Annotated in this window: 14 protein-coding genes and 4 tRNA genes; 5 read left to right on the plus strand and 13 right to left on the minus strand. The window is 60.3% G+C overall.

The annotated features are described in order from the left end of the window. Window positions 1-24: 24 nt before the first annotated feature. The 8 genes from AC1RBA_RS23390 to AC1RBA_RS23425 form a co-directional block, all read right to left on the minus strand. Window positions 25-372, minus strand: coding sequence for a CzcE family metal-binding protein (locus AC1RBA_RS23390; protein ID WP_492419941.1), 348 nt, complete (start codon window positions 370-372; stop codon window positions 25-27). A 133-nt stretch (window positions 373-505) separates the two neighbouring features. Further along, window positions 506-1,132, minus strand: coding sequence for an ABC transporter ATP-binding protein (locus AC1RBA_RS23395; protein WP_070288839.1), 627 nt, complete (start codon window positions 1,130-1,132; stop codon window positions 506-508). Then, window positions 1,123-2,220, minus strand: coding sequence for a hypothetical protein (locus tag AC1RBA_RS23400; protein ID WP_492419942.1), 1,098 nt, complete (start codon window positions 2,218-2,220; stop codon window positions 1,123-1,125). The genes AC1RBA_RS23395 and AC1RBA_RS23400 overlap by 10 nt, the downstream gene beginning before the upstream one ends. Window positions 2,221-2,382: 162 nt before the next feature. Then, window positions 2,383-2,459, minus strand: a tRNA-Asp gene (locus AC1RBA_RS23405). Window positions 2,460-2,516: 57 nt separating this feature from the next. Next, window positions 2,517-2,592: transfer RNA gene (locus AC1RBA_RS23410), tRNA-Val, on the minus strand. 217 nt (window positions 2,593-2,809) lie between these two features. Then, a tRNA-Asp gene (locus AC1RBA_RS23415) sits at window positions 2,810-2,886 on the minus strand. Between the two features lie 54 nt (window positions 2,887-2,940). Then, window positions 2,941-3,016 (minus strand) — tRNA-Val (locus AC1RBA_RS23420). Window positions 3,017-3,115: 99 nt separating this feature from the next. Further along, entirely contained in the window at window positions 3,116-5,254 is a 2,139-nt protein-coding gene (locus tag AC1RBA_RS23425; RefSeq protein WP_492419943.1) for a S9 family peptidase, read from the minus strand. A gap of 162 nt (window positions 5,255-5,416) precedes the next feature. Between AC1RBA_RS23425 and dinB the strand changes: the two genes are divergently transcribed. Both dinB and AC1RBA_RS23435 read left to right on the plus strand, forming a co-directional pair. Next, a complete protein-coding gene (gene dinB / locus AC1RBA_RS23430) occupies window positions 5,417-6,571 on the plus strand; it encodes a DNA polymerase IV (RefSeq protein WP_492419986.1) in 1,155 nt (384 codons plus the stop codon). A 117-nt stretch (window positions 6,572-6,688) separates the two neighbouring features. Beyond that, on the plus strand, window positions 6,689-7,585 hold the full coding sequence (locus tag AC1RBA_RS23435) for a recombination-associated protein RdgC (RefSeq protein WP_070291887.1): 897 nt from the start codon (window positions 6,689-6,691) through the stop codon (window positions 7,583-7,585). A gap of 133 nt (window positions 7,586-7,718) precedes the next feature. On the opposite strand, the gene AC1RBA_RS23440 is transcribed toward AC1RBA_RS23435, so the two are convergent. The 3 genes from AC1RBA_RS23440 to AC1RBA_RS23450 form a co-directional block, all read right to left on the minus strand. Next, window positions 7,719-10,442, minus strand: coding sequence for a TonB-dependent receptor (locus AC1RBA_RS23440; RefSeq protein ID WP_070224810.1), 2,724 nt, complete (start codon window positions 10,440-10,442; stop codon window positions 7,719-7,721). A gap of 476 nt (window positions 10,443-10,918) precedes the next feature. Further along, window positions 10,919-11,596 (minus strand): PEPxxWA-CTERM sorting domain-containing protein, encoded by a 678-nt coding sequence (locus AC1RBA_RS23445; protein ID WP_070291889.1) that lies wholly within the window; start codon window positions 11,594-11,596, stop codon window positions 10,919-10,921. Between the two features lie 202 nt (window positions 11,597-11,798). Beyond that, a complete protein-coding gene (locus tag AC1RBA_RS23450; protein WP_034781194.1) occupies window positions 11,799-12,284 on the minus strand; it encodes an asparaginase domain-containing protein in 486 nt (161 codons plus the stop codon). A gap of 178 nt (window positions 12,285-12,462) precedes the next feature. On the opposite strand from AC1RBA_RS23450, the gene AC1RBA_RS23455 reads away from it, so the two are divergent. Next, the gene (locus tag AC1RBA_RS23455) at window positions 12,463-13,236 is read left to right on the plus strand and encodes a DUF3022 domain-containing protein (RefSeq protein ID WP_230506458.1); all 774 of its coding nucleotides are present in this window, start codon (window positions 12,463-12,465) and stop codon (window positions 13,234-13,236) included. Here the strand turns inward: AC1RBA_RS23455 and AC1RBA_RS23460 are convergent. Beyond that, complete coding sequence (locus tag AC1RBA_RS23460; RefSeq protein ID WP_492419944.1) at window positions 13,224-14,237, minus strand: D-2-hydroxyacid dehydrogenase family protein; 1,014 nt, start codon at window positions 14,235-14,237, stop codon at window positions 13,224-13,226. The genes AC1RBA_RS23455 and AC1RBA_RS23460 overlap by 13 nt on opposite strands. Before the next feature lie 357 nt (window positions 14,238-14,594). Between AC1RBA_RS23460 and AC1RBA_RS23465 the strand changes: the two genes are divergently transcribed. Both AC1RBA_RS23465 and AC1RBA_RS23470 read left to right on the plus strand, forming a co-directional pair. After that, the gene (locus AC1RBA_RS23465) at window positions 14,595-16,466 is read left to right on the plus strand and encodes a phosphoenolpyruvate carboxykinase (GTP) (RefSeq protein WP_492419945.1); all 1,872 of its coding nucleotides are present in this window, start codon (window positions 14,595-14,597) and stop codon (window positions 16,464-16,466) included. 150 nt (window positions 16,467-16,616) lie between these two features. Further along, complete coding sequence (locus AC1RBA_RS23470; protein WP_139143177.1) at window positions 16,617-17,183, plus strand: hypothetical protein; 567 nt, start codon at window positions 16,617-16,619, stop codon at window positions 17,181-17,183. Between the two features lie 67 nt (window positions 17,184-17,250). Here AC1RBA_RS23470 and uvrA read toward each other — a convergent pair whose 3' ends face one another. Then, the gene (uvrA, locus tag AC1RBA_RS23475) at window positions 17,251-20,100 is read right to left on the minus strand and encodes an excinuclease ABC subunit UvrA (protein WP_121670684.1); all 2,850 of its coding nucleotides are present in this window, start codon (window positions 20,098-20,100) and stop codon (window positions 17,251-17,253) included. Window positions 20,101-20,195 lie beyond the last annotated feature (95 nt).

A 20,195-nucleotide genomic window follows, 5' to 3' on the forward strand; every position in this document is an offset into this window, starting at 1 on the left:
GGTTTTTTTATGCGTTAAAGAAACTTAGCTGCCCGCGTACAGCGGGTTGGCGGCGACATACACCTGCACGCCATCGACGGGCATGTCTTTCGGCGCGATCTCGGCCAGGGCGAATGTCGTTTGATGGTTAAAAGTTTGCACGTGCCACGTAAAACGCTGGCCGGCGCGCGCGATGGTGACGGTTTCGCCGTGCGTGACGTTGATGTGGCGCGTGTCGGGCTGCAGTTCGATGCTGCGCTGGGCGGCGGCGTGGGGCGCGCTGCTGCCATAGTCGGCGGCCGTGCCCGTGGGGCCGGCGGCGAGGGCCGAGGCGGTGCAGGTGGTGATAGCGGCGCACAGGATGGCCAGGGCGCTGCGGTGGATGTTCAACATGATTTCTCCAAGAATAAGCCGGGCGCGGTGAATAACCGTGCCGTGTTGTTGTCGTGGCTGCACCGGGATCGCCGGTTTTTGCAACACGGCATCCTAAGCGGTTCTTGCCGATCTGCAAAGCTGTATTTCCTGTCTATATTTCCACCGTCGCCGCCAGCGGCACGTCCGGCGCCAGATGGCTGGTCAGCACGATGCACTGGCGCGCCAGGCGGGCCGGGTCGGCCAGTCGCTGGCGCAAGTACGCCATGGCGGCCGCGTCGAGGCCATTGAACGGCTCATCGATCAGCAGCAGGCGCACGGGCAAGGCCAGTGCCAGGGCCAGCTGCAGTTTTTTATGCTGGCCCAGGGACAGGGCGGTGATGCTTTGCTGTAAGGTCTGCAGCAGGGAAAATGCGCTCAGTTCGTCGTTCAGCAGGGCCTGGTCGCTGCCCGGGTACAGGGCCAGGTGCAGGTCGAGAAACTCGTGCACTTGCAGCCAGGGCAGGGCGGGCGCATCGCCGCCGCAATAGAAGGCCTGGGCGCGGTAGGCCAGCGGCATGAAGCCGCTGTCGATTTCGTTCAGGCGGATGGCGCCGCGCGCGGGCAGCAGGGCGCCGCCCGCCAGCTTCAGCAAGGTCGTCTTGCCGGCGCCGTTCGCGCCGCGCAGCCAGGTGACGCCGGGGCCGAATTGCCGGTTGAACCCCTGGAACACGCTGTGCGTGGGGAAGTGAAAATCGAGGTGCTCGATATACAGCACGGAAGAAGGCAGGTTCAATTCCATAATTCGCTTCCGATGGCGCTCAAGGCAAGGATGGACAGGACGACGAGGGCGACCCTGCCGCGCGCCGTCAGGCGGGGCAGGCCGACGATGGCCAGCAGGGCGACACTGGCGGTGAGGGCATACACGCTGGTGACGCGCTGTTGCAAGGCGGCGGGATCGGTGGCGTACAGCAAGACAGCACCGGCCAGCAGCACGGCGAAGGCGGGCAGCAGGCTGGCCGCGCAGGCCAGGCGCAGCAAGGGCGCGCTGGCCAGCGGCCAGGCGTTCAGCGCTGGGCGCAGCACGGCGATCTGCTCGCGCACGGCCTTGTCGCCCCGGTCCGTCACAATGACCAGGCTGGCGCTGGCCAGCAAACCGAGCAGCGGCGCGGGCAGCAGGGGCGCGCGCAGCAGCCAGGCCAGCATGCTGGCGCCCGCCGTGGCCAGCAAGACGCTTTGCTGCAGGCCGATCACATTCTCATTGCGCCAGAACGGCAGCCAGAACAGCTGGCGCCACAGGAACAGGATAGGCCAGCGGGGCCGTTGCGGCACATAGGCCGTCATCGTGGGCGGGCGCGCCCTTTGTGCGGGGCGCGGCGCGCGCAGGCGTTGCGCCACGATGAGCGTCGTCAGCAGCCAGGCCAGCAGCCAGGCACCGGCGGTGGCGGCAATGCCGGCCGCCGCAATGGGGCGCAGCCACGGCGGCGACTGCAGCAGCCAGATGCCGGCCGAGACGGCATACGCAAGGTCCAGCGGCAGCATCAGCAGGCCGGCGACGGCGATATCGGCTTGCCAGCGCAGGCGCGGCGGCAAGGGGAGCTGGCGCAGCCAGACGGCGGTACTTGCCGGCAGCAGCCGTTTGCGCAGCAGCCAGGCGGGCAGGCAAGTGAGGACCGTCTGCGTGACGATGATACTCAGTGCGGCGGGCCAGGGCTGGCTCACGGCGAGAAAGCCGGGCAGGGCGATGACGCTGAGCAGGCCCAGCAGGACGGGACCGGCCAGGAAAAAGAAGATTTCCATGGAACTCGTCAGGCTGGCGGCAAATTGCAGCAAAGCATGATGGGCCAGGCGCAGCCGCAGGGCGATATAGGGAGGAGTACTACGGGGCAAGCGCATGCGGGCAGGGGCGGAGTCAGGGTAGCGCTGATTCTAACAGCCGGGGTCAGACCCCCGGGCAAGTTAGCTTTGGGGTTGACGTTGGTGGTGTTGTGGGTCTGACCCCACAATGGGAAAAGCCCTTCGGTTCCAGGAACCAAAGGGCTTTTCTTTTATTGGCGGAGCGGACGGGACTCGAACCCGCGACCCCCGACGTGACAGGCCGGTATTCTAACCAACTGAACTACCACTCCAAGCTCGTATGATCTGTGTTGCTGATCCATGAAGCACTGGATAATTTTCTGTATTGGTGGTGGGTGCTGAGAGGCTCGAACTCCCGACCTACGCCTTGTAAGGGCGCCGCTCTACCAACTGAGCTAAGCACCCGCATACCCAGAAAACTATCCCGACGTTTGTCACCACGTCTGGAAGAGGCACTATTATAGGGGGCGCTTTCGCCCTTGTGCAACTATTCTTGAGGGGGAATGGCAGTTTTTTTGCTGAAAAGCGCAAAAATGTTCAGGGGAGCGGGTAATGACGTGTTTTTGGCTTCTGAAATGGGAAAAGCCCTTCGGTTCCAGGAACCAAAGGGCTTTTCTTTTATTGGCGGAGCGGACGGGACTCGAACCCGCGACCCCCGACGTGACAGGCCGGTATTCTAACCAACTGAACTACCACTCCAAGCTCGTATGATCTTTGTTGCTGATCCATGAAGCACTGGACAGTTTTCTGATTTGGTGGGTGCTGAGAGGCTCGAACTCCCGACCTACGCCTTGTAAGGGCGCCGCTCTACCAACTGAGCTAAGCACCCGTTGCTTGTCTCAGAAAACCATCCCGACGTTTGTCACCACGTCTGGAAGAGGCGCTATTATAGGATGGCTAAAATCCTTCTGCAAGCGCTTTTTTCACATTATTGCGTGATGTTCCACTGCGACAGCATCCAGGCCATGTTGAAGGCGTTTTCGGCAATCGCGTTGTAGCGGCCCGACGCGCCGCCGTGGCCGGCGCCCATATTCGTTTTCAGCAGCAATGGATTGCCGTCCGTTTTATACGCGCGCAGCTTGGCCACGTATTTTGCCGGTTCCCAGTACATGACCTGGCTGTCGTTCAGGCCCGTCGTCACCAGCATGGCGGGATAATTCTTGCGCGCGATGTTGTCGTAGGGCGAGTAGCTGAGCATGTAGTCGTAGGCCGCCTTCTGGTTCGGGTCGCCCCATTCCAGGTATTCGCCCGTCGTCAGGGGCAGGCTGGCGTCCATCATGGTGTTCATCACGTCGACGAATGGTACGGCCGCGTGCACGGCGTGGAACAGCTCGGGACGCATGTTGACGACGGCGCCCATCAGCAAGCCGCCGGCGCTGCCGCCCTGGATGATCAGGCGGTTCGGGCTCGTCCATTTTTCGCGCACCAGGTAGTCGGCGCTGTCGATGAAGTCATGGAAGGTGTTTTTCTTCTTCATCAGCATGCCGTCTTCATGCCACGCTTCGCCCATGTCGGTGCCGCCGCGGATATGCGCTTGCGCATAGATGACACCGCGTTCCAGCAGGCTGATGCGGCTGATGGCAAAACTGGCTTCCGTCGAGATGCCATACGAGCCATACGAATACAGCAGCAGCGGCGCGGAACCGTCGAGCTTGACGCCCTTCTTGTAGACGACCCACAGCGGCACTTGCACGCCATCGCGCGCTGTCACCCACAGACGCTGCGTCGTGTAGCGGCTGCCGTCAAAGCCGCCGACGATTTCCTGCTGCTTCAGCACCGTGCGCTGGCCATCCTTCATGCCGACATCGATGATGGTGGGCGGCGTGACGGGCGACTGGTACGACATGCGAAATTGCGTGGCCGAAAACTCGGGTGTGCCGACGGACGTGGCCAGGTAGACGGGGTCGTCGAACTGCACGGTTTTCCAGTTCTTTTGCGCAAAATCAAGGATGCGCGCGCGGTTCAGGGCGCGCGCCTTTTCCATCACCACCAGATAGCCCTGGAAGACGTCGATGGACTGGATCACGGCATCCTTGTTGTGCGGCACGACGGGTTTCCAGTGTTTCGGCTGCGGGGTGCTCAATGGCGCGCTGACGACGCGGAAATTCTTCGCATCCTTGTTGGTCAGGATGTACAGCTGGCCGTCGCGGTGTTCGACGACGTAGCGGTGGCCTTTTTCGCGTTTCAGTACGCTCTGGAAACTGCCTTGCGGCTGGCTCGTTGGCAACAGCAGCACTTCGCTCGTATCCGTGCTGCGCGCCGTGAGCACAAAGTAGCGCTGGTCGCGCGTGCGGCTCACGCCGATGGCGAATTGCTCTACCGGCTCGTGATAGACCTGCTGCGGCATGCCGCCCAAGGCCAGGCGGAACAAGCGGTCAGCGCGCTTGGTGGTGGCTTCTTCCTGCGTCAGCATCAGGGTGGCGTTGTCGGCCGCCCAGGCCAGGGATGTGACGCGCGGCATGCTGTCGCCCAGCAACTTGCCTGTCTTCAAATCCTTGACATGCAGCGCGTACTGGCGGAAACCCGTCGTGTCGGTGGTGTAGGCCAGCAATTGTTCGTTCGGGCTGATGGCAAACGCGCGCACGGCAAAAAATTTGTGGCCTTCGGCCAGTTGATTCTGATCCAGCAAGATTTCTTCAAGCGCCTGCGCATCGTAGGCGCCGCTGGTGCCGACGGGGCGGCGGCAGTGAATCGGATACTGCTTGCCCGCTTCCGTGCGCGTGTAATAGTAGAAATTGCCCTGGCGCGCAGGCACGGACAGGTCCACTTCCTGCATGCGTCCCTTGATTTCCGCAGTCAGCTTGTCGGCCAGCGGCTGGATCGGGGCCGTGACGGCCGCCGTATAGGCGTTTTCCGCATTCAGGTAGTCGATCACGGCAGGATTGGTCTTCTTTTGCAGCCAGCGGTAGTCGTCCGTAACCACGGTGCCGTGGCGCGTTTCCTGCCAGGCCGTCTTGGTGGCGATGGGGGCGGTGGCGTCGGCGGCCAGCGCGGATGCCGCCAGCGTGGACAGCAGGATGGATGAGCAGACGGCCAGGCGGCGCAAAGCTTGATGTGCTGTAGACAAGGCAACTCCTTTTATAGTCGTGTCAGGATTGTAATCTTGCTATTGAGAAAAGCAACTGCGGAGCGCGTGCGTTTCAACTTGCATCCATGGGCATTTCCAGCGATACTGTATATAACTACAGTATCCCGCCGCGAGGTGTCCTTGACCACATCTGCCCCTACATTGCCTGAACCGCGCCGCTGGATAGCCCATCTGGACATGGATGCCTTTTTCGCCTCCGTGGAACTGTTGAAATATCCGGAATTGCGCGGCGAAGCCGTCGTCATCGGCGGCGGGCGCTTGCAGCAACCGGTGCTGCAGGAAGACGGCACGCGGAAATTCGCGCGCATGCGCGACTACGTGGGGCGCGGCGTCGTCACCACGTCGACCTATGCGGCGCGCAAGTTTGGCGTGTTTTCCGCCATGGGCATCATGAAGGCGGCGAAACTGGCGCCCGACAGCATCCTGCTGCCGGCCGATTTCGAGGCTTACCGCGAGTATTCGGCCCGCTTCAAGCAGGCAGTGGCCCAGCTGTGCCCCATCATCCAGAACGTGGGCATCGATGAAATCTATGTCGACCTGACCGAATACGGCGAGCAGGCACCGGCCATGGCGGCGCGACTGAAGGCGGCCGTGTTCGAGGCGACGGGCCTGTCGTGCTCGATCGGCCTGGCGCCGAACAAATTGTTGGCAAAAATCTGTTCCGATCTGGAAAAGCCCGACGGCCTGACCATTTTGTCGCCCGAGGATGTGGAAACGCGGGTCTGGCCCTTGCCGGCGAAAAAGATCAACGGCATCGGCCCGAAAGCCACGGCCAAGCTGGAAGCGCTGGGCATTATTACCATCGGCGAGCTGGCGCGGGCCGACATGGCCATGCTGCGCACGCAGTTCGGCGACCTGTACACGGGCTGGCTGCGCCAGGCGGCGCTGGGCATCGACGAGCGGCCCGTGCAGACGAGCCGGGAAACCAAGTCCGTCAGCCGCGAAACGACGTTCGAGCGCGACTTGCAGGTGGTGCGCGACCGCGCCACGCTGTCGGAAAAGCTGGAAAGCCTGTGCACGCGCGTGGCGGGCGACCTCGACAAGCAGTCGCTGGCGGGGCGCACGGTGGGCATCAAGCTGCGCTTCGAGGATTTCAGCACGGTCACGCGCGACATCACCCTGCCCAGTGCCACGGCGGACGCCGCCGCCATCCTGCGCGCCAGCCGCGACTGCTTGCGGCGCGTGCCATTTGACAAGAAAATCCGCCTGCTGGGCGTGCGCATCTCGACCTTGTCCGATCCGGCCGTCGTGACGCGGCAGGCGCCAGCCCAGGCGGAGCTGTTTCCCGCCCTGTAGCGGCATTCCCCATACATCAACAACCCGCGCCAGTCCGCGTTTTTGACGGCATTCCCGTGTCGAAAGTGTAGAATGGCGTTCCCCTGGCACTACTGAAACAAACGGAAGACAAAAACTATGTGGTTCAAGAATCTTCAGATTTACCGCCTGCCCGCACCGTGGGCTTACACGCCAGAACAACTGGAAGAGGCCTTGTCCTCGAACAAATTTACGCCGGCGACCAGCATGGATCTGATGCGCCAGGGCTGGGATACGCCACGCCCGAACGGCGGCCTGGTCCACGTGGTCAACAAGCAGATGCTGATCTTGCTGGGCACGGAAAAGAAACTGCTGCCGGCCACCGTCATCAACCAGGTGGCCAAGGCCCGTGCCGCCGAGATGGAAGAAGCGCAAGGCTTTGCGCCTGGTAAAAAGGCCATGAAGGAATTGAAGGAACGCGTGGCCGACGAGCTGCTGCCGCGCGCCTTCAGCATCCGCAGCAATGTCTGGACGTGGATCGACCCCGTCAATGGCTGGCTGGTGGTCGATGCCGCCAGCCCGGCGAAAGCCGATGAAGTCATCAAGCTGCTGCTGAAAGCCGTCGATAAACTGCCGCTGGAAAGCCTGCGCGTGCAGCGCTCGCCCGTGGCGGTGATGACGGAGTGGCTGCAGGCGGACGACGCGCCGTCCGGCTTCACGGTCGACATGGATACGGAATTGCGCGCCACGGGCGAGAGCAAGGCCACCGTGCGCTACGTGCGCCACACCCTGGAAGCGGACGACGTGCGCCGCCACATCGCGGCCGGCAAGCAGTGCACGCGTCTGGCCATGACGTGGAACGACAAGATCTCGTTCGTGCTGACGGAGTCCTTGGCCATCAAGAGCGTCAAGCCGCTCGACGTGATCAAGGAAACGGAATCGAGCACGAAGAACGACGAAGAGCGTTTCGACGGCGACGTGATGCTGATGACGGGCGAGCTCTCCAAGCTGATGGCCGACGTGGTCGAAGCATTGGGCGGCGAAGCGACGGCGTAACAGCCGTCATGCTGGTACGAAAAGGAGCTGCGGCTCCTTTTTTTTCGCCTGTGCAATTTGCCGGCGCATAAAAAAAGCGCCTTGCACGGTGAAGTGCAAGGCGCTTTCGGACAAGCTAATTCAACACGTCAAATTAGAACTTGTAGTTGCCGGTGACGTAGAACGAACGCATCATCGGATCGGCGTAGCGTGGGTCGAAACCGATCTGGTGGCCCGACGAAGCGCGCAGCGACAGCGGCGGTGCACGGTCGAACAGGTTTTTGATGCCTGCGCGGATCGTGGTTTGCTTGTCAAAGGCGAAACGTGCTTGCCAGTCGAACGTCGTGTACGACGGTACTTGCAGGCGGAAGTTTTTCTCTTCTTTTTGGGTCGCCAGGTTGTACACGGTAGCGGGAGCATCGGTGTAGCCGTTACGGTAGTTGACCGTGACCGTGTTGCTCAGGCGGCCCGTGTCCAGAGTCGTCGTCAGCTTCATCAGGTTGCGGAACGTGACTTCGTTGGTGTCGCCGAAGAAGTTCATGTTGCTGGTGAACACATTGTCGCTACCGGCTTTGGTGTAGTTGGCGTGCAACATGTGCGTACCGCTCAATTGGGCGGTCAGCTTGCCGAAAGAAAACTTGTGGTTGGCGGACAGATCCCAGTCGATACCACGGTATTCCTTCTTGCCGATGTTGACCGACAGTTTCTTGAACGCGTAGTAAGCGATGCCGGTCGATGGTTCGATGTATTCACCGAAGCTCGATGCATACTTGACCGGATCGGCAAATGCTTGCTCTTCGGATACTTCCGACACGGCATTGCGCAATTTCACATCCCACAGGTCGGCGCCGAACGAGAATGCCGAGCTAGGCTCGACACGGAAGCCCAGGGTGAACTGCTTCGATTTTTCCGATTGCAGATCCGGGTTGCCTTGCGATACCGCGTTGTATTGCGTTGCTTCCGCGCGGCACAGTGCGTTACCTGGGTATGGGCAGTCAAATTTCTTGGCGGTAAAGCCGGCGTTGACCAGTGGCTGAGCGATGTCCAGCATGCTTGGCGCCTTGAAGCCCGTGCCGTAGGAACCGCGGATCAGCACGGTCTGTACCGGCTGCCAGCGTGCCGATACCTTGTAGGTATTGGCGCTGTCTTTTTTGCCGACAGTTTTGTTGTTCAGCTTGTCATCGATCGCCTTGACAGCATCGTAACGGCCGCCGACGGTCATTTCGAACGACTTGGTCAGCGGTGCCAGCAACTCGACGAAGGCGCCGTAGGTGTCGCGGCTCATGTCGTAGGCTGGCTTGGTGTTGAAGCTGTAGATGTCGTCGCCGGTGGCGCCTGGCGATTGCTCATACGTATAGGTGCGGTAGTCGCCACCGATACCGAGGCTGGCCTTGCCGCCTGGCAGGCTGAACAATTCACGCGAGCCGTGCGTGTCGATGCCGCGCATCGTGGTCGATGCGGTGCGCACGGAGCCGACGAATTGCGCGCCAGCGACCTGTGCTTGCACGGATGGCTTTTGTGTCGCAGCAAAAGGATTGAAGTCCGGATTGGCCAGGATATTCTTGAATTCCTGGCTCTTCTGGTAACCGCCCGTGTAGCGCTCGTCGATCGAGTTTTGCGACCAGGTCAGGCCGCTTTCGAAGTTCCACGCGCCCAGTTCGCCTTCCACACCGACGACCATGTGTTTGGTTTCGGTGATGGTGTTGCTGGCACGCAGGCCGAAGTCGGTGCTGCGGTAGTTGGCCGTCACGGATTTGACGTCGGCACGTTGCGCTGGCGTCAGGTAGGGCGACACATAGGTGTTGTACAGCGCGCTGTCCTTGGCGATTGCGATCGGGATCGGATTGGCGGCGATACGCGCCGTCAGGTCGTAGCGCGAGTAGGCCAGTTCGGCGAATGCATTCAGGTTGTCGTTCAGCTTGTACGTCGCTTTGGAAAACAGGCTGTCGCGTTTCGATTGCGGCACGATTTCCACGGTGGAACCCGTGTCGAAGCCGCAAGCGCGTGCATTGGCGGTGGTGACGTCGAAACCTTCAGGGCAATTGCCATTTTTAGCCAGGTAAGGCGAAAACGCGGTCGATGGCGCACCGCTCTTGTAGGCAACCGTGGCGCCTGCTGGCGAAGCCGATGTGCTGGTGCGGTCCCAGATGTAGTTATTGCCGTTGCGGCTGAACGGCACGTACGAGGTAGCGGCGAACGTGCGGTCGGTGGCGCGCAGTTTCGATTGCTCGTCATGGCGGTACGACAACAGCACGTTGAAACGGTCTTCGTCCAGGTCGCCGAAACCGTAGGTGACGCTGGTGTTCCAGGCGTTGCCGCCCTTGTCTTCCGGACCGCCGTAGGTGGCTTCCAGGGTGGCGCCTTGCTGGTTTTTCTTCAGGATGAAGTTCAGTACGCCGGCGATGGCGTCCGAGCCGTACAGTGCCGAAGCGCCGTCGGTCAGGATTTCGACGCGTTCAACGGCGCTCATCGGAATGGCGTTCAGGTTGACCGTGGTGCCGGAACCTTGTGGCGCGATGCGGCGGCCGTTCAACAGCACCAGGGTGTAGGTTTCGCCGATACCGTGCAGCGAAGCACTGGTATTGCCGCCCGAGTCGGAACCGGCGGCGACGGCGCCGATGGTGAAGCCTTGCATCGCCGGCAGGGCCTGGATCAGGTCGGCAACCGAAGTGGCACCCGATTTGGCGATCGCTTCTTGCGACAGGCGCTGTACAGGCAAGGCGCCTTCGACAGCGATACGCTTGATGCTCGAACCGGTAATTTCAACTTTTTGAATTGCTTCGTCCGCCATGGATTGGCCGGAGAACAAAACGCTGCCTGCCAGGACGGTCAGGGCCAGGCGTACGCTGCGTACGCCAATCTTTTCTTTAAATGCCATTGTAACAATTACTCCGTAGTAGTTTTAATAACGACAAGCAGTACACGAGCACCGTTCTGGTCATCGGGTAGATGCCCAGCGGTGCTCGTGTACGGTAGGCGGAACCACGTCGGTGGGAGGTGGAAGACTACTTAGCGCAATATTGTTATAAATGCACTTTTGACTTGTCGAGGCAAACATTATGTCGTCTCAGCAAGAAAAAATGCACCTCAACCGTGTCGGATTTGGCAATAAATTCGAGATACTGAAGAATATTTGATTTAAATGTTAAATATAGATTTTATATTTATAAATATCTGCGTTTTTAAAAATGATCAATGGCGTTTTTTTGCAACATAAAATTATTGTATTGGCAATTCGATGTTTTGCCAGCAATAATTAGATGAAAAATGTTGTATTGCAGAATTTATGCAAAGTAAAAAAATGTAAAAAAAGCCCGCTGAAAGCGGGCTTGTCGAGGTGCTGCAGAGTGGAAATCAGGCGCTGTGCTTGCCTGTTTTTCTGCGGCGTGCCATGAAGCCGACCAGGCCGAGACCGGCCAGCAGCATGGCGTATGTTTCCGGTTCAGGCACTGCGGCCACCGGTGAAGCGAAAGTACCGGTAAAGGTAGAGTAATTGCCATACTGGTTGCTGGCAGATTGTGCAGTAGCGGCGCCATAGCCGAAATAGGTGCTGATGCCGACCGTGTTGGCGCCGACGGCAACATTGCTCAGGGTAATGCTGAAGTTGGCGGTCGAGCCTGGCGTGTACACGGACTGCGTATATTGGCCCCACCAGGTGTAGGCCGCGTAGCCCGATGGCGCCACCAGGTTTTGCGAGCCGTCGCCGCCCAGATCGAGCTGGGCGCTGGCACCTTGCGACCAGAAGCCGGGGGCGCCGTTCAGTGGTGCAGGGGCGGTGGAACCGACCAGCGTGGCGGAGACAGGAACGAAAATCGTGAAACCGTCCAGGCCCGTCTGGCCGCCGATGCCCTGGTTATTGTTCAAGACGCTGTAATCGAAGGTCCACGTGTTCGCGCCTGCGGCCGTGGCCGATGCCGTTACCGTATATTCATTGGTGAGGCTGGTCGTCGCGTGGGCGGTGCCGCTCAGCGCAAACGCGGCGGCAATGGCGCCCAGTTGGAACAGTTGTACAGCCGATTTGCGCTTGGTCATGAGGAATTCCCGAAAAAGGGTTAGTCGATGAGCCAAATATAGCATTGAAGCATGAGAAATAATTGTAATTATGAACAAATATATTGCTTTTTTTGCTTGCAATATTTCCACGCGGGAATTAATGTGGGTATTCCTTATCCTCGTAGAAATATTGCCATGCCATTTTGTTGTTGCGCTGCGACGTTGCCGCAGTGCAATTGCATCACAGCGGCTGGAACACCCCGGCGGCGCGGTTCTTTTGCACATTGTCCCATGCAAATATCTGGCCATTCATGGCCACGTAGACGCCGGCTGGCAAGGTTTGCGCCACGCCGCAGGCAAAGCCCAGGTTGAACAGGGCATCGGAGTTGTCGATTTCGTAGGGAATCATGGCGCCCGTCAAAATGACCGTTTGCTGCAGATTCGCCGCGCCCAGCACTTGCGCCGTTTCGCGCATGGTGTCGGTGCCGTGGATGATGACGATGGCTTTTTCTTGTGCCGCGCGGCACGAGGCGAGCACGCGCTGGCGGTCCGCATCCTGCATGTCGAGCGAGTCCAGCAGTGGCAATTGCTCCAGCGCCACGGGCGCCGTCATGCGCGCGCGGGCAATCGCTGCCGGCAAATGACTGTCGGAAAAGCCCAGGGTACCGTTCAATTCGTTGTAGTGCTTGTCGAAAGTGCCGCCGGTGGCGAGTATGCGCAATGTCATGATGTGGTCACGATGTCAGTGGAGAATGACGCGCATGATATCGTGGATTGCCGCCCTTGCGTGAATGACGCTGCGGATGGGACGGCGTGCTTGCCGCCTGCGCTTGCGCCGCATCTGGAAAATTTGGCCATCTGTGAGTACACTGGTTTCTTTGTTTGCCAGCCACCCCCGACTCCGTATGAAAGCGCTCGCTCCCGGCACCGTCATTTTTCACCGCCACCGCGGTTACGGGGTGATCACGTCCGTCAATTTGCTGACGGGCTGGATCGCCGCCCGTTTCGGCAGCGAAGCGCGGACCCTGGACCTGAACCTGTCGACCGACGACGTGCAGTTTGCCGATGGCGAAGCGATCCTGTTTCGCCGCGCGCCGCCCGACCGCATGCCGCATGCGCGCCTGATGGCCATGGTGCGCGCACTGCACCAGGCCGGCTATCAAAAACTGTATCTGTATTCCTGGCCCAAGCCATCCGGGCTGCACTGGCGCTGGCATTTGTTTACGGGGCCGCGCGACTGGATGCAGCGTCCCTGGCGCGAAGGCTGGTATGGCTCGGGCGCCGATTACAACGTCAATCCCGTGATGGGCTGGGGAGACTCTCCCGGCGCTTCCACTGGCGAGCTGATCGATGCCCTGGCCCGTTTCGATCCGCAAGGCCTGGCGCAGGCGCTGGGGCGCGACGACGACCATAGCGAGTGGTTTGGCCGCGTCTGCGACGCTTTATTACCCGATTACATGTACAGCCTGGACATGCAGCGCGCGCCAGGCGAGCCCTTGCAAGACATGCCGCCCGTGCCGGTGGTCGCCGTGCGCGCCGGCGTGGCGCCGTACAGTGGACCTGACATCGCCTGGCCGCCCGGCTGGACCGGCCTGTGGCGCGGCCGGCACGTGCTGTCGGCGCCCGCCATCCGCATCACGGGCGAGCCCGACCTGATCAAGGGCTTTCAGCGCTCCTGAGGGGCTTGGCGCGCATGCTGCAATGCTTCGGGATTGAGCAGGCGCGTGCATTGATTCTGCGTAAAATCGACGATGTTTTGCAAGGCGTAGCGGAAATACAGCTCATAGCTGTCACGCTCGACGTAGCCCAGGTGTGGCGTGGCCAGTACGTTCGGCAGCAGCAGTAGCGGCGAGCCTGGCGGCAGCGGCTCGTCCGTAAACACGTCGAGCGCGGCGGCGCCCGGATGCCCTTGTGGCAACGCCGCTTCCAGCGCGCCCTCGGCCACCAGCTCGGCGCGGCTCGTGTTGACGAACAGGGACGTCGGCTTCATGCGCGCCAGATCCTCGCTTGTGACCAGGCCGCGTGTCTTGTCGGACAGGCGCAGATGCAAGCTCAGCACGTCGGCCTGTTCAAAGAACGCCGCGCGCGAGACCGCCGCCGTGTCGCCGGCCGCCACGGCCGCTGCGCGGCTCGCTTCGCTGCCCCACACGAGGATGGTCATGCCGAAGGCGCGGCCATAGCCGGCGATCAATTGGCCGATCTTGCCGTAACCCCAGATCGCCAGGGTGCGCCCTTTCAATACCGTCCCGAGCGTGTTGTGCTTTGGCTCCAGCGACGACGTCTGCCACAGCCCCTCCTGCAAATGTTGCGCGTACGGCACGATCTTGCGCTGCGCCGCCATGATCAGCGCCCATGTCAGTTCGGCCGGCGCCGTGGGCGAGCCGATGCCTTCCGCGATGGCGATGCCCAGCTCGGTGGCGGCCGCCACATCGATGTGTCCGCTGACCTTGCCCGTTTGCGAAATCAGTTTCAGGTTCGGCAGTTTCGACAGCAAGGCACGGTTGAAACTGCTGCGTTCGCGGATCAGCACCAGCGCGTCGAACGGCGCCAGGCGGATCGCCAGCTGGCCCAGGCCCCGCGCCGTATTGCTGAACACTTTGACCTCGTGGCCGTCGAGCAATTGGAAACAATCGAGGCCGCGCACGGCATCCTGGTAATCATCGAGTATGGCAATTTTCATGGTGGATGGCCGATTTTAGTAAGGATTTGGTAGGGAAATAACAGGATACGGGAAATGCTGAATAGCCTACTACATTAGTCAAGCTATTCTCCTACATTTTTGCGAGAATAGCCGTTACGCGGGTGTACAATCGCCGGCACTTTTGAAGCTTCGTGATTATAGTGATAGCGCAAACTGTTCCTGCAGCCCGGGAGCATGATCCAGGTAAATGCCGCTGGCGCGAACGCCGCGGCGGACACGACACCAGAGCCCTGCCCGCGTGAACACACCGCCCGCAGTGAGCCGCAGCCACCTCTCAACGATGCTGCCTGTCTTGCCGGAACGACCAGAATTTCTTTTATTGGTATTGGAGGTAATATGAATCAGCCCGTCATGGGTGGCGTCGCCGCACTCAACGTCCCAGCTTATATTAAACAACAGAAACTGATCAACTGGGTGGCCGACATTGCCGCGCTGACCAAGCCAGACCGCATCTACTGGTGCGATGGTTCGCAGGAAGAGTACGAGCGCCTGTGCGCCGAGATGGTTGCCAGCGGCACCATGAAAAAACTCAATGCCGACAAGCGCCCGAATTCCTACCTGGCCTGCTCCGATCCGAGCGACGTGGCCCGCGTCGAAGACCGCACGTATATTTGCTCGGCAACGAAAGAAGCGGCCGGCCCGACGAATAACTGGACCGAGCCTGGCGAAATGCGCCACACCCTGAATGGCCTGTTCGACGGCTGCATGCGCGGCCGCACCATGTACGTCGTGCCATTCTCGATGGGCCCGCTGGGTTCGCCGATCGCCCACATCGGCGTGGAACTGTCCGATTCGCCGTATGTCGCCGTCAACATGAAGATCATGACCCGCATGGGCCGTGCCGTGTACGATGTGCTGGGCACCGATGGCGAATTCGTGCCGTGCGTGCACAGCGTGGGCGCGCCGCTGGCGGCCGGCCAGGCCGACGTGAAATGGCCGTGCAACAGCACCAAATACATCGTGCATTTCCCGGAAACGCGCGAAATCTGGTCCTTCGGTTCCGGCTACGGCGGCAACGCCTTGCTGGGCAAGAAATGTTTCGCCCTGCGCATCGCCTCGAACATGGGCTACCAGGAAGCGCAAGCATCGGACAACAACCCGGGCTGGCTGGCCGAACACATGCTGATCCTCGGCGTGGAATCGCCGGAAGGCAAGAAGCATTACGTCGCGGCAGCATTCCCGTCGGCTTGCGGCAAGACCAACTTCGCCATGCTGATCCCGCCGGCAAGTTTTAACGGTTGGAAAGTAACCACCATCGGCGACGATATCGCCTGGATCAAGCCGGGCGCCGATGGCCGTTTGTACGCGATCAACCCGGAAGCCGGCTACTTCGGCGTGGCACCGGGCACCAACGAAAAAACCAACTACAACTGCATGGCCTCCATGCGCGACAACACGATTTTCACCAACGTGGCGCTGACGGACGATGGCGATGTGTGGTGGGAAGGCTTGAGCAAGGAAGCGCCTAGCCACCTGATCGACTGGCAGGGCAAGGACTGGACGCCGGCGTCCGGCACCAAGGCCGCGCACCCGAACGCACGCTTCACGGTTGCGGCAACGCAAAATCCCGTGATCGACGCGGCCTGGGACGATCCGGCCGGCGTGCCGATCTCCGCCTTCATCTTCGGCGGCCGCCGCTCGACCACCGTGCCGCTCGTCACCGAAGCGCGCAACTGGGTCGAAGGCGTGTACATGGCTGCCACCATGGGTTCGGAAACGACGGCTGCAGCCGTGGGCCAGATGGGCGTCGTGCGCCGCGATCCGTTTGCCATGTTGCCGTTTATCGGCTATAACATGAGCGATTACTTCCAGCACTGGCTGGACATGGGTGTCAAGGTGGGCAAAGTCAACGCGGCGGCCCTGCCGAAGATCTACTGCGTCAACTGGTTCCGCACGGACGAGGCAGGCAAGTTCGTCTGGCCTGGCTTTGGCGACAACATGCGCGTGCTGAAATGGATGCTTGAGCGCATCGAAGGCAAGGCGGGCGGCGTGGAAAACCTGTTCGGCACGACACCGCAGTATGGCGATCTGAACTGGGATGGCTTGCCATTCACGCAACAACAATTCGACACCATCACCTCGATCGACAAGGCCGCGTGGGTGGAAGAATTGAAATTGCATACGGAATTGTTTGAAAAACTCGCGTATCATCTGCCGCAAGAATTGGCAGATCACAAGGCTGCGCTGGAAAAGCGTCTGGCTGAGTAAGCGTTTAGTAGTGGGGGAGAAACACGCCGGCAAAGACTGGCGTGCGATAAACGACACGCCGGCAATGACTGGGGTGCTATCAAAAGAGAAACGGCGCGGATTGCATGAGCAATCCGCGCCGTTTTTTATTGCCGGTATAATAATTTCGATATGGAAATTATTGCTGTCATGCCTGCCCAAAAAATGAAAAACACGCTCATCATTATTAGTACCTTGGCTGCCTGCCTGCTCGGCAGCGGCGCTCATGCCGACCACCGCCAGGATTGTGAAAGTGCGGACTATGCCAAGCGATATGACGACACATTTGCTGCAGGCATGAAGAACAATGTCGAGCGCCTCAGGCAGCAGCAGGCCGGACATCAAAAAAAGCTGGACGGCATGGTGGCTGCCTTGAAACAACGCGGCGTGTGGTCGGACGACGACTCCGTGACGTTCTTTACGAATATATGGGCGGATGAGAGCGGGAAGGCTGTGGAGGCTGGCCGGAAGAAGGCGACCGAGCGATGGAAGATTCAAGTGCTGACGGTGCAGTCCTGGGATGCCACCATGAGCGACCACCCAGCGCAGAAGACGCGCGGCATGTGTTTGCTTGCTCCCCGTGTACTTGATGAGGCCATTGTCTTTTATGATGCGCTGGAAAAGGTCTGGAGCTATATGGAAATGAAAGTTGCGGAAGTAGCCAAGGACAAAAACGTGACCCTGCCGGCATTGCCGTAGACTCGGGAATAAAAAACGGCGCGGATTGCATGAGCAATCCGCGCCGTTTTTTATTGCGCTGCTGTTGTTACTGCTTGAGCAGCGGTCCCAGGTACTTGCCTGTCACGCTGGCCGGGTTGACGGCCACGTCTTCCGGTGTGCCCGTGGCGATGATCTGCCCGCCGCCGGCGCCGCCTTCGGGACCCAGGTCGACGATCCAGTCGGCCGTCTTGATGACGTCCAGGTTGTGCTCGATGATGACGAGCGTGTTGCCCTGGTCGCGCAGGCGGTGGATGACTTTCAGCAGCAAGTCGATGTCGTGGAAGTGCAAGCCCGTCGTCGGTTCATCGAGGATGTACAGGGTGCGGCCCGTGTCGCGCTTGGACAGTTCCAGCGACAATTTCACACGCTGCGCTTCGCCGCCGGACAGGGTGGTAGCGCTCTGGCCCAGCTTGATGTAGCCGAGGCCCACGTCGAGCAGGGTTTGCAGCTTGCGCGCGATCAAGGGGACCGGTTTGAAGAATGCATGCGCCTCTTCCACCGTCATGCCCAGCACTTCCGTGATGTTCTTGCCCTTGTATTGCACTTCCAGCGTTTCGCGGTTGTAGCGCTTGCCGTGGCAGACGTCGCACGGCACGTAGACGTCGGGCAGGAAGTGCATCTCGACCTTGATCACGCCATCGCCCTGGCACGCTTCGCAGCGTCCGCCCTTCACGTTGAACGAGAAGCGGCCCGCGCTGTAGCCGCGTTCCTTGGCCGTCGGCACGGTGGAGAACAAGTCGCGGATCGGCGTAAACAAGCCGGTATACGTGGCGGGATTCGAGCGCGGCGTGCGGCCGATCGGTGCCTGGTCGACGGAAATGACCTTGTCGAAGTGTTCCAGGCCGCTGATCGATTCGTGCGGCGCCGGTTCCGTCTGCGAACCATACAGATGGCGCGACAGGGCCGGATACAGGGTATCGTTGACCAGCGAGGACTTGCCCGAGCCGGACACACCCGTGACGCACGTCATCAGGCCCACCGGCAAGCTCAGCGAGACCTTTTTCAGGTTGTTGCCCGTCGCGCCAGTAATCACCAGCTGCTTTTCCGGGTTGCTCGCATGGCGCTTGGCTGGCACGGCGATCTTCAGCTTGCCGTTCAGGTACTGCGCCGTCAGCGACTTCTTGTTCTTGAGAATGTCGGACAAGGTGCCTTCGGCGATGATCTCGCCGCCGTGCACGCCCGCGCCGATGCCCATGTCGACGATGTAGTCGGCCGTGCGGATAGCGTCTTCGTCATGCTCGACCACCAGCACGCTGTTGCCGATGTCGCGCAAGTGTTTCAAGGTTTCGATCAGGCGGTCATTATCGCGCTGGTGCAAGCCGATCGACGGCTCATCGAGCACATACATGACACCCGTCAAACCGGAGCCGATTTGCGACGCGAGGCGGATGCGTTGTGCTTCGCCGCCGGACAGCGTATCGGCGCTGCGGTCCAGGGACAGGTAATCGAGGCCCACGTTGTTGAGGAATTTCAGGCGCGAAATAATTTCCTTGACCACGCGGTCGGCGATCTCTTTCTTGGCGCCCGTCAGTTTCAGCTTTTCAAAGAATTCCAGGGTCTCGCGCAGCGGTTTTCCCGCCACTTCATAGATGGCGCGCTGCTGCTTGCCGGTGCCGACCTTGACGAAGCGCGCTTCCACGCGCAGGCGCGCCCCATCGCAGGACGGGCAGCATTTTTCATTGATAAACTTGGCCAATTCTTCCTTGACGGCCATCGAATCCGTCTCGCGGTAGCGGCGCTGCAAATTATTGACCACGCCTTCGAACGTGTGTTCCTTGATGACGGTGCGGCCCCGTTCGTTGACATAGGTAAACGGAATCACTTGCTTGCCGGAACCGTACAGCACGGCTTGCTGGGAATTCAAGTCCAGCTGCTCGAACGGCATGTCCAAGTCGAACTCGTAATACGCGGCCAGGTTCGACAGCATCTGGAAGTAAAACTGGTTGCGGCGGTCCCAGCCCTTGACGGCGCCCGAGGCGAGCGACAGGTTCGGGAACGCGACGATGCGTTTCGGGTCAAAGAATTCAATGTGTCCCAGGCCGTCGCATTCGGGGCAGGCACCCATGGGGTTGTTGAACGAGAACAAGCGCGGTTCCAGTTCCTGCAGGGAATAGCCACACACATTGCAGGCGAACTTGTTCGAGTAAACATGTTCCTGGGCGGTATCCATTTCGTAGGCAATGGCGCGGCCATCGGCCAGGCGCAGGGCTGTTTCGAAACTTTCCGCCAGGCGCTGCTTGATCTCCTGGTTCACCTTGACGCGGTCGATGACGACGTCGATCGTGTGTTTTTCCGTTTTCTTTAATTTCGGGAGGTCATCGACTTCATAGATCTTGGCCGCATGCGTGCCGCTCTGCACGCGAAAGCGCACGAAGCCCTGCGCCTGCATCTGCTCGAACAGATCCACGTGCTCGCCCTTGCGGTTGGCGACGACGGGCGCCAGTATCATCAGCTTGGTGTCTTCCGGCATGGCCAGCACGGCATCGACCATTTGCGATACGGACTGGGCGGCCAGTGCGTTTTCCGGATGGTCGGGGCAGTACGGCGTGCCCACGCGCGCATACAGCAGGCGCAGATAATCGTGGATTTCCGTCACGGTGCCCACCGTCGAGCGCGGGTTGTGCGACGTTGCCTTCTGTTCGATGGAGATGGCGGGGGATAGCCCCTCGATCAGGTCGACATCGGGCTTTTCCATCAGTTGCAGGAACTGGCGCGCATACGCCGACAGCGACTCGACATAGCGACGCTGGCCTTCCGCGTACAGGGTGTCGAAGGCCAGCGACGACTTGCCGGAGCCGGACAAGCCGGTAATCACGATCAGCTTATTGCGCGGCAAATCGAGATTGATATTCTTGAGGTTATGCGTGCGAGCGCCGCGAATGCGGATCTGTTCCATGTGATTGCCTTGCTTTCAGTGAGTGGTGCGGCCGGCGCATTGTGCCTGGGTGCAGATGAGGAGCCACAACGGGTCAACCTGTAACTATAGCCGGG

This window comes from Janthinobacterium sp. GW823-FHT03B06, from assembly GCF_058796955.1.

Excerpts from the sequence above, each read along its gene's own strand:
- AC1RBA_RS23390 (WP_492419941.1), bottom strand. The coding sequence starts at position 372 with ATGTTGAACATCCACCGCAGCGCCCTGGCCATCCTGTGCGCCGCTATC.
- AC1RBA_RS23395 (WP_070288839.1), bottom strand. The coding sequence starts at position 1,132 with ATGGAATTGAACCTGCCTTCTTCCGTGCTGTATATCGAGCACCTCGAT.
- AC1RBA_RS23435 (WP_070291887.1), top strand. The coding sequence starts at position 6,689 with ATGTGGTTCAAGAATCTTCAGATTTACCGCCTGCCCGCACCGTGGGCT.
- AC1RBA_RS23440 (WP_070224810.1), bottom strand. The coding sequence starts at position 10,442 with ATGGCATTTAAAGAAAAGATTGGCGTACGCAGCGTACGCCTGGCCCTG.
- AC1RBA_RS23445 (WP_070291889.1), bottom strand. The coding sequence starts at position 11,596 with ATGACCAAGCGCAAATCGGCTGTACAACTGTTCCAACTGGGCGCCATT.
- AC1RBA_RS23450 (WP_034781194.1), bottom strand. The coding sequence starts at position 12,284 with ATGACATTGCGCATACTCGCCACCGGCGGCACTTTCGACAAGCACTAC.
- AC1RBA_RS23455 (WP_230506458.1), top strand. The coding sequence starts at position 12,463 with ATGAAAGCGCTCGCTCCCGGCACCGTCATTTTTCACCGCCACCGCGGT.
- AC1RBA_RS23460 (WP_492419944.1), bottom strand. The coding sequence starts at position 14,237 with ATGAAAATTGCCATACTCGATGATTACCAGGATGCCGTGCGCGGCCTC.
- AC1RBA_RS23465 (WP_492419945.1), top strand. The coding sequence starts at position 14,595 with ATGAATCAGCCCGTCATGGGTGGCGTCGCCGCACTCAACGTCCCAGCT.
- AC1RBA_RS23470 (WP_139143177.1), top strand. The coding sequence starts at position 16,617 with ATGGAAATTATTGCTGTCATGCCTGCCCAAAAAATGAAAAACACGCTC.
- uvrA (WP_121670684.1), bottom strand. The coding sequence starts at position 20,100 with ATGGAACAGATCCGCATTCGCGGCGCTCGCACGCATAACCTCAAGAAT.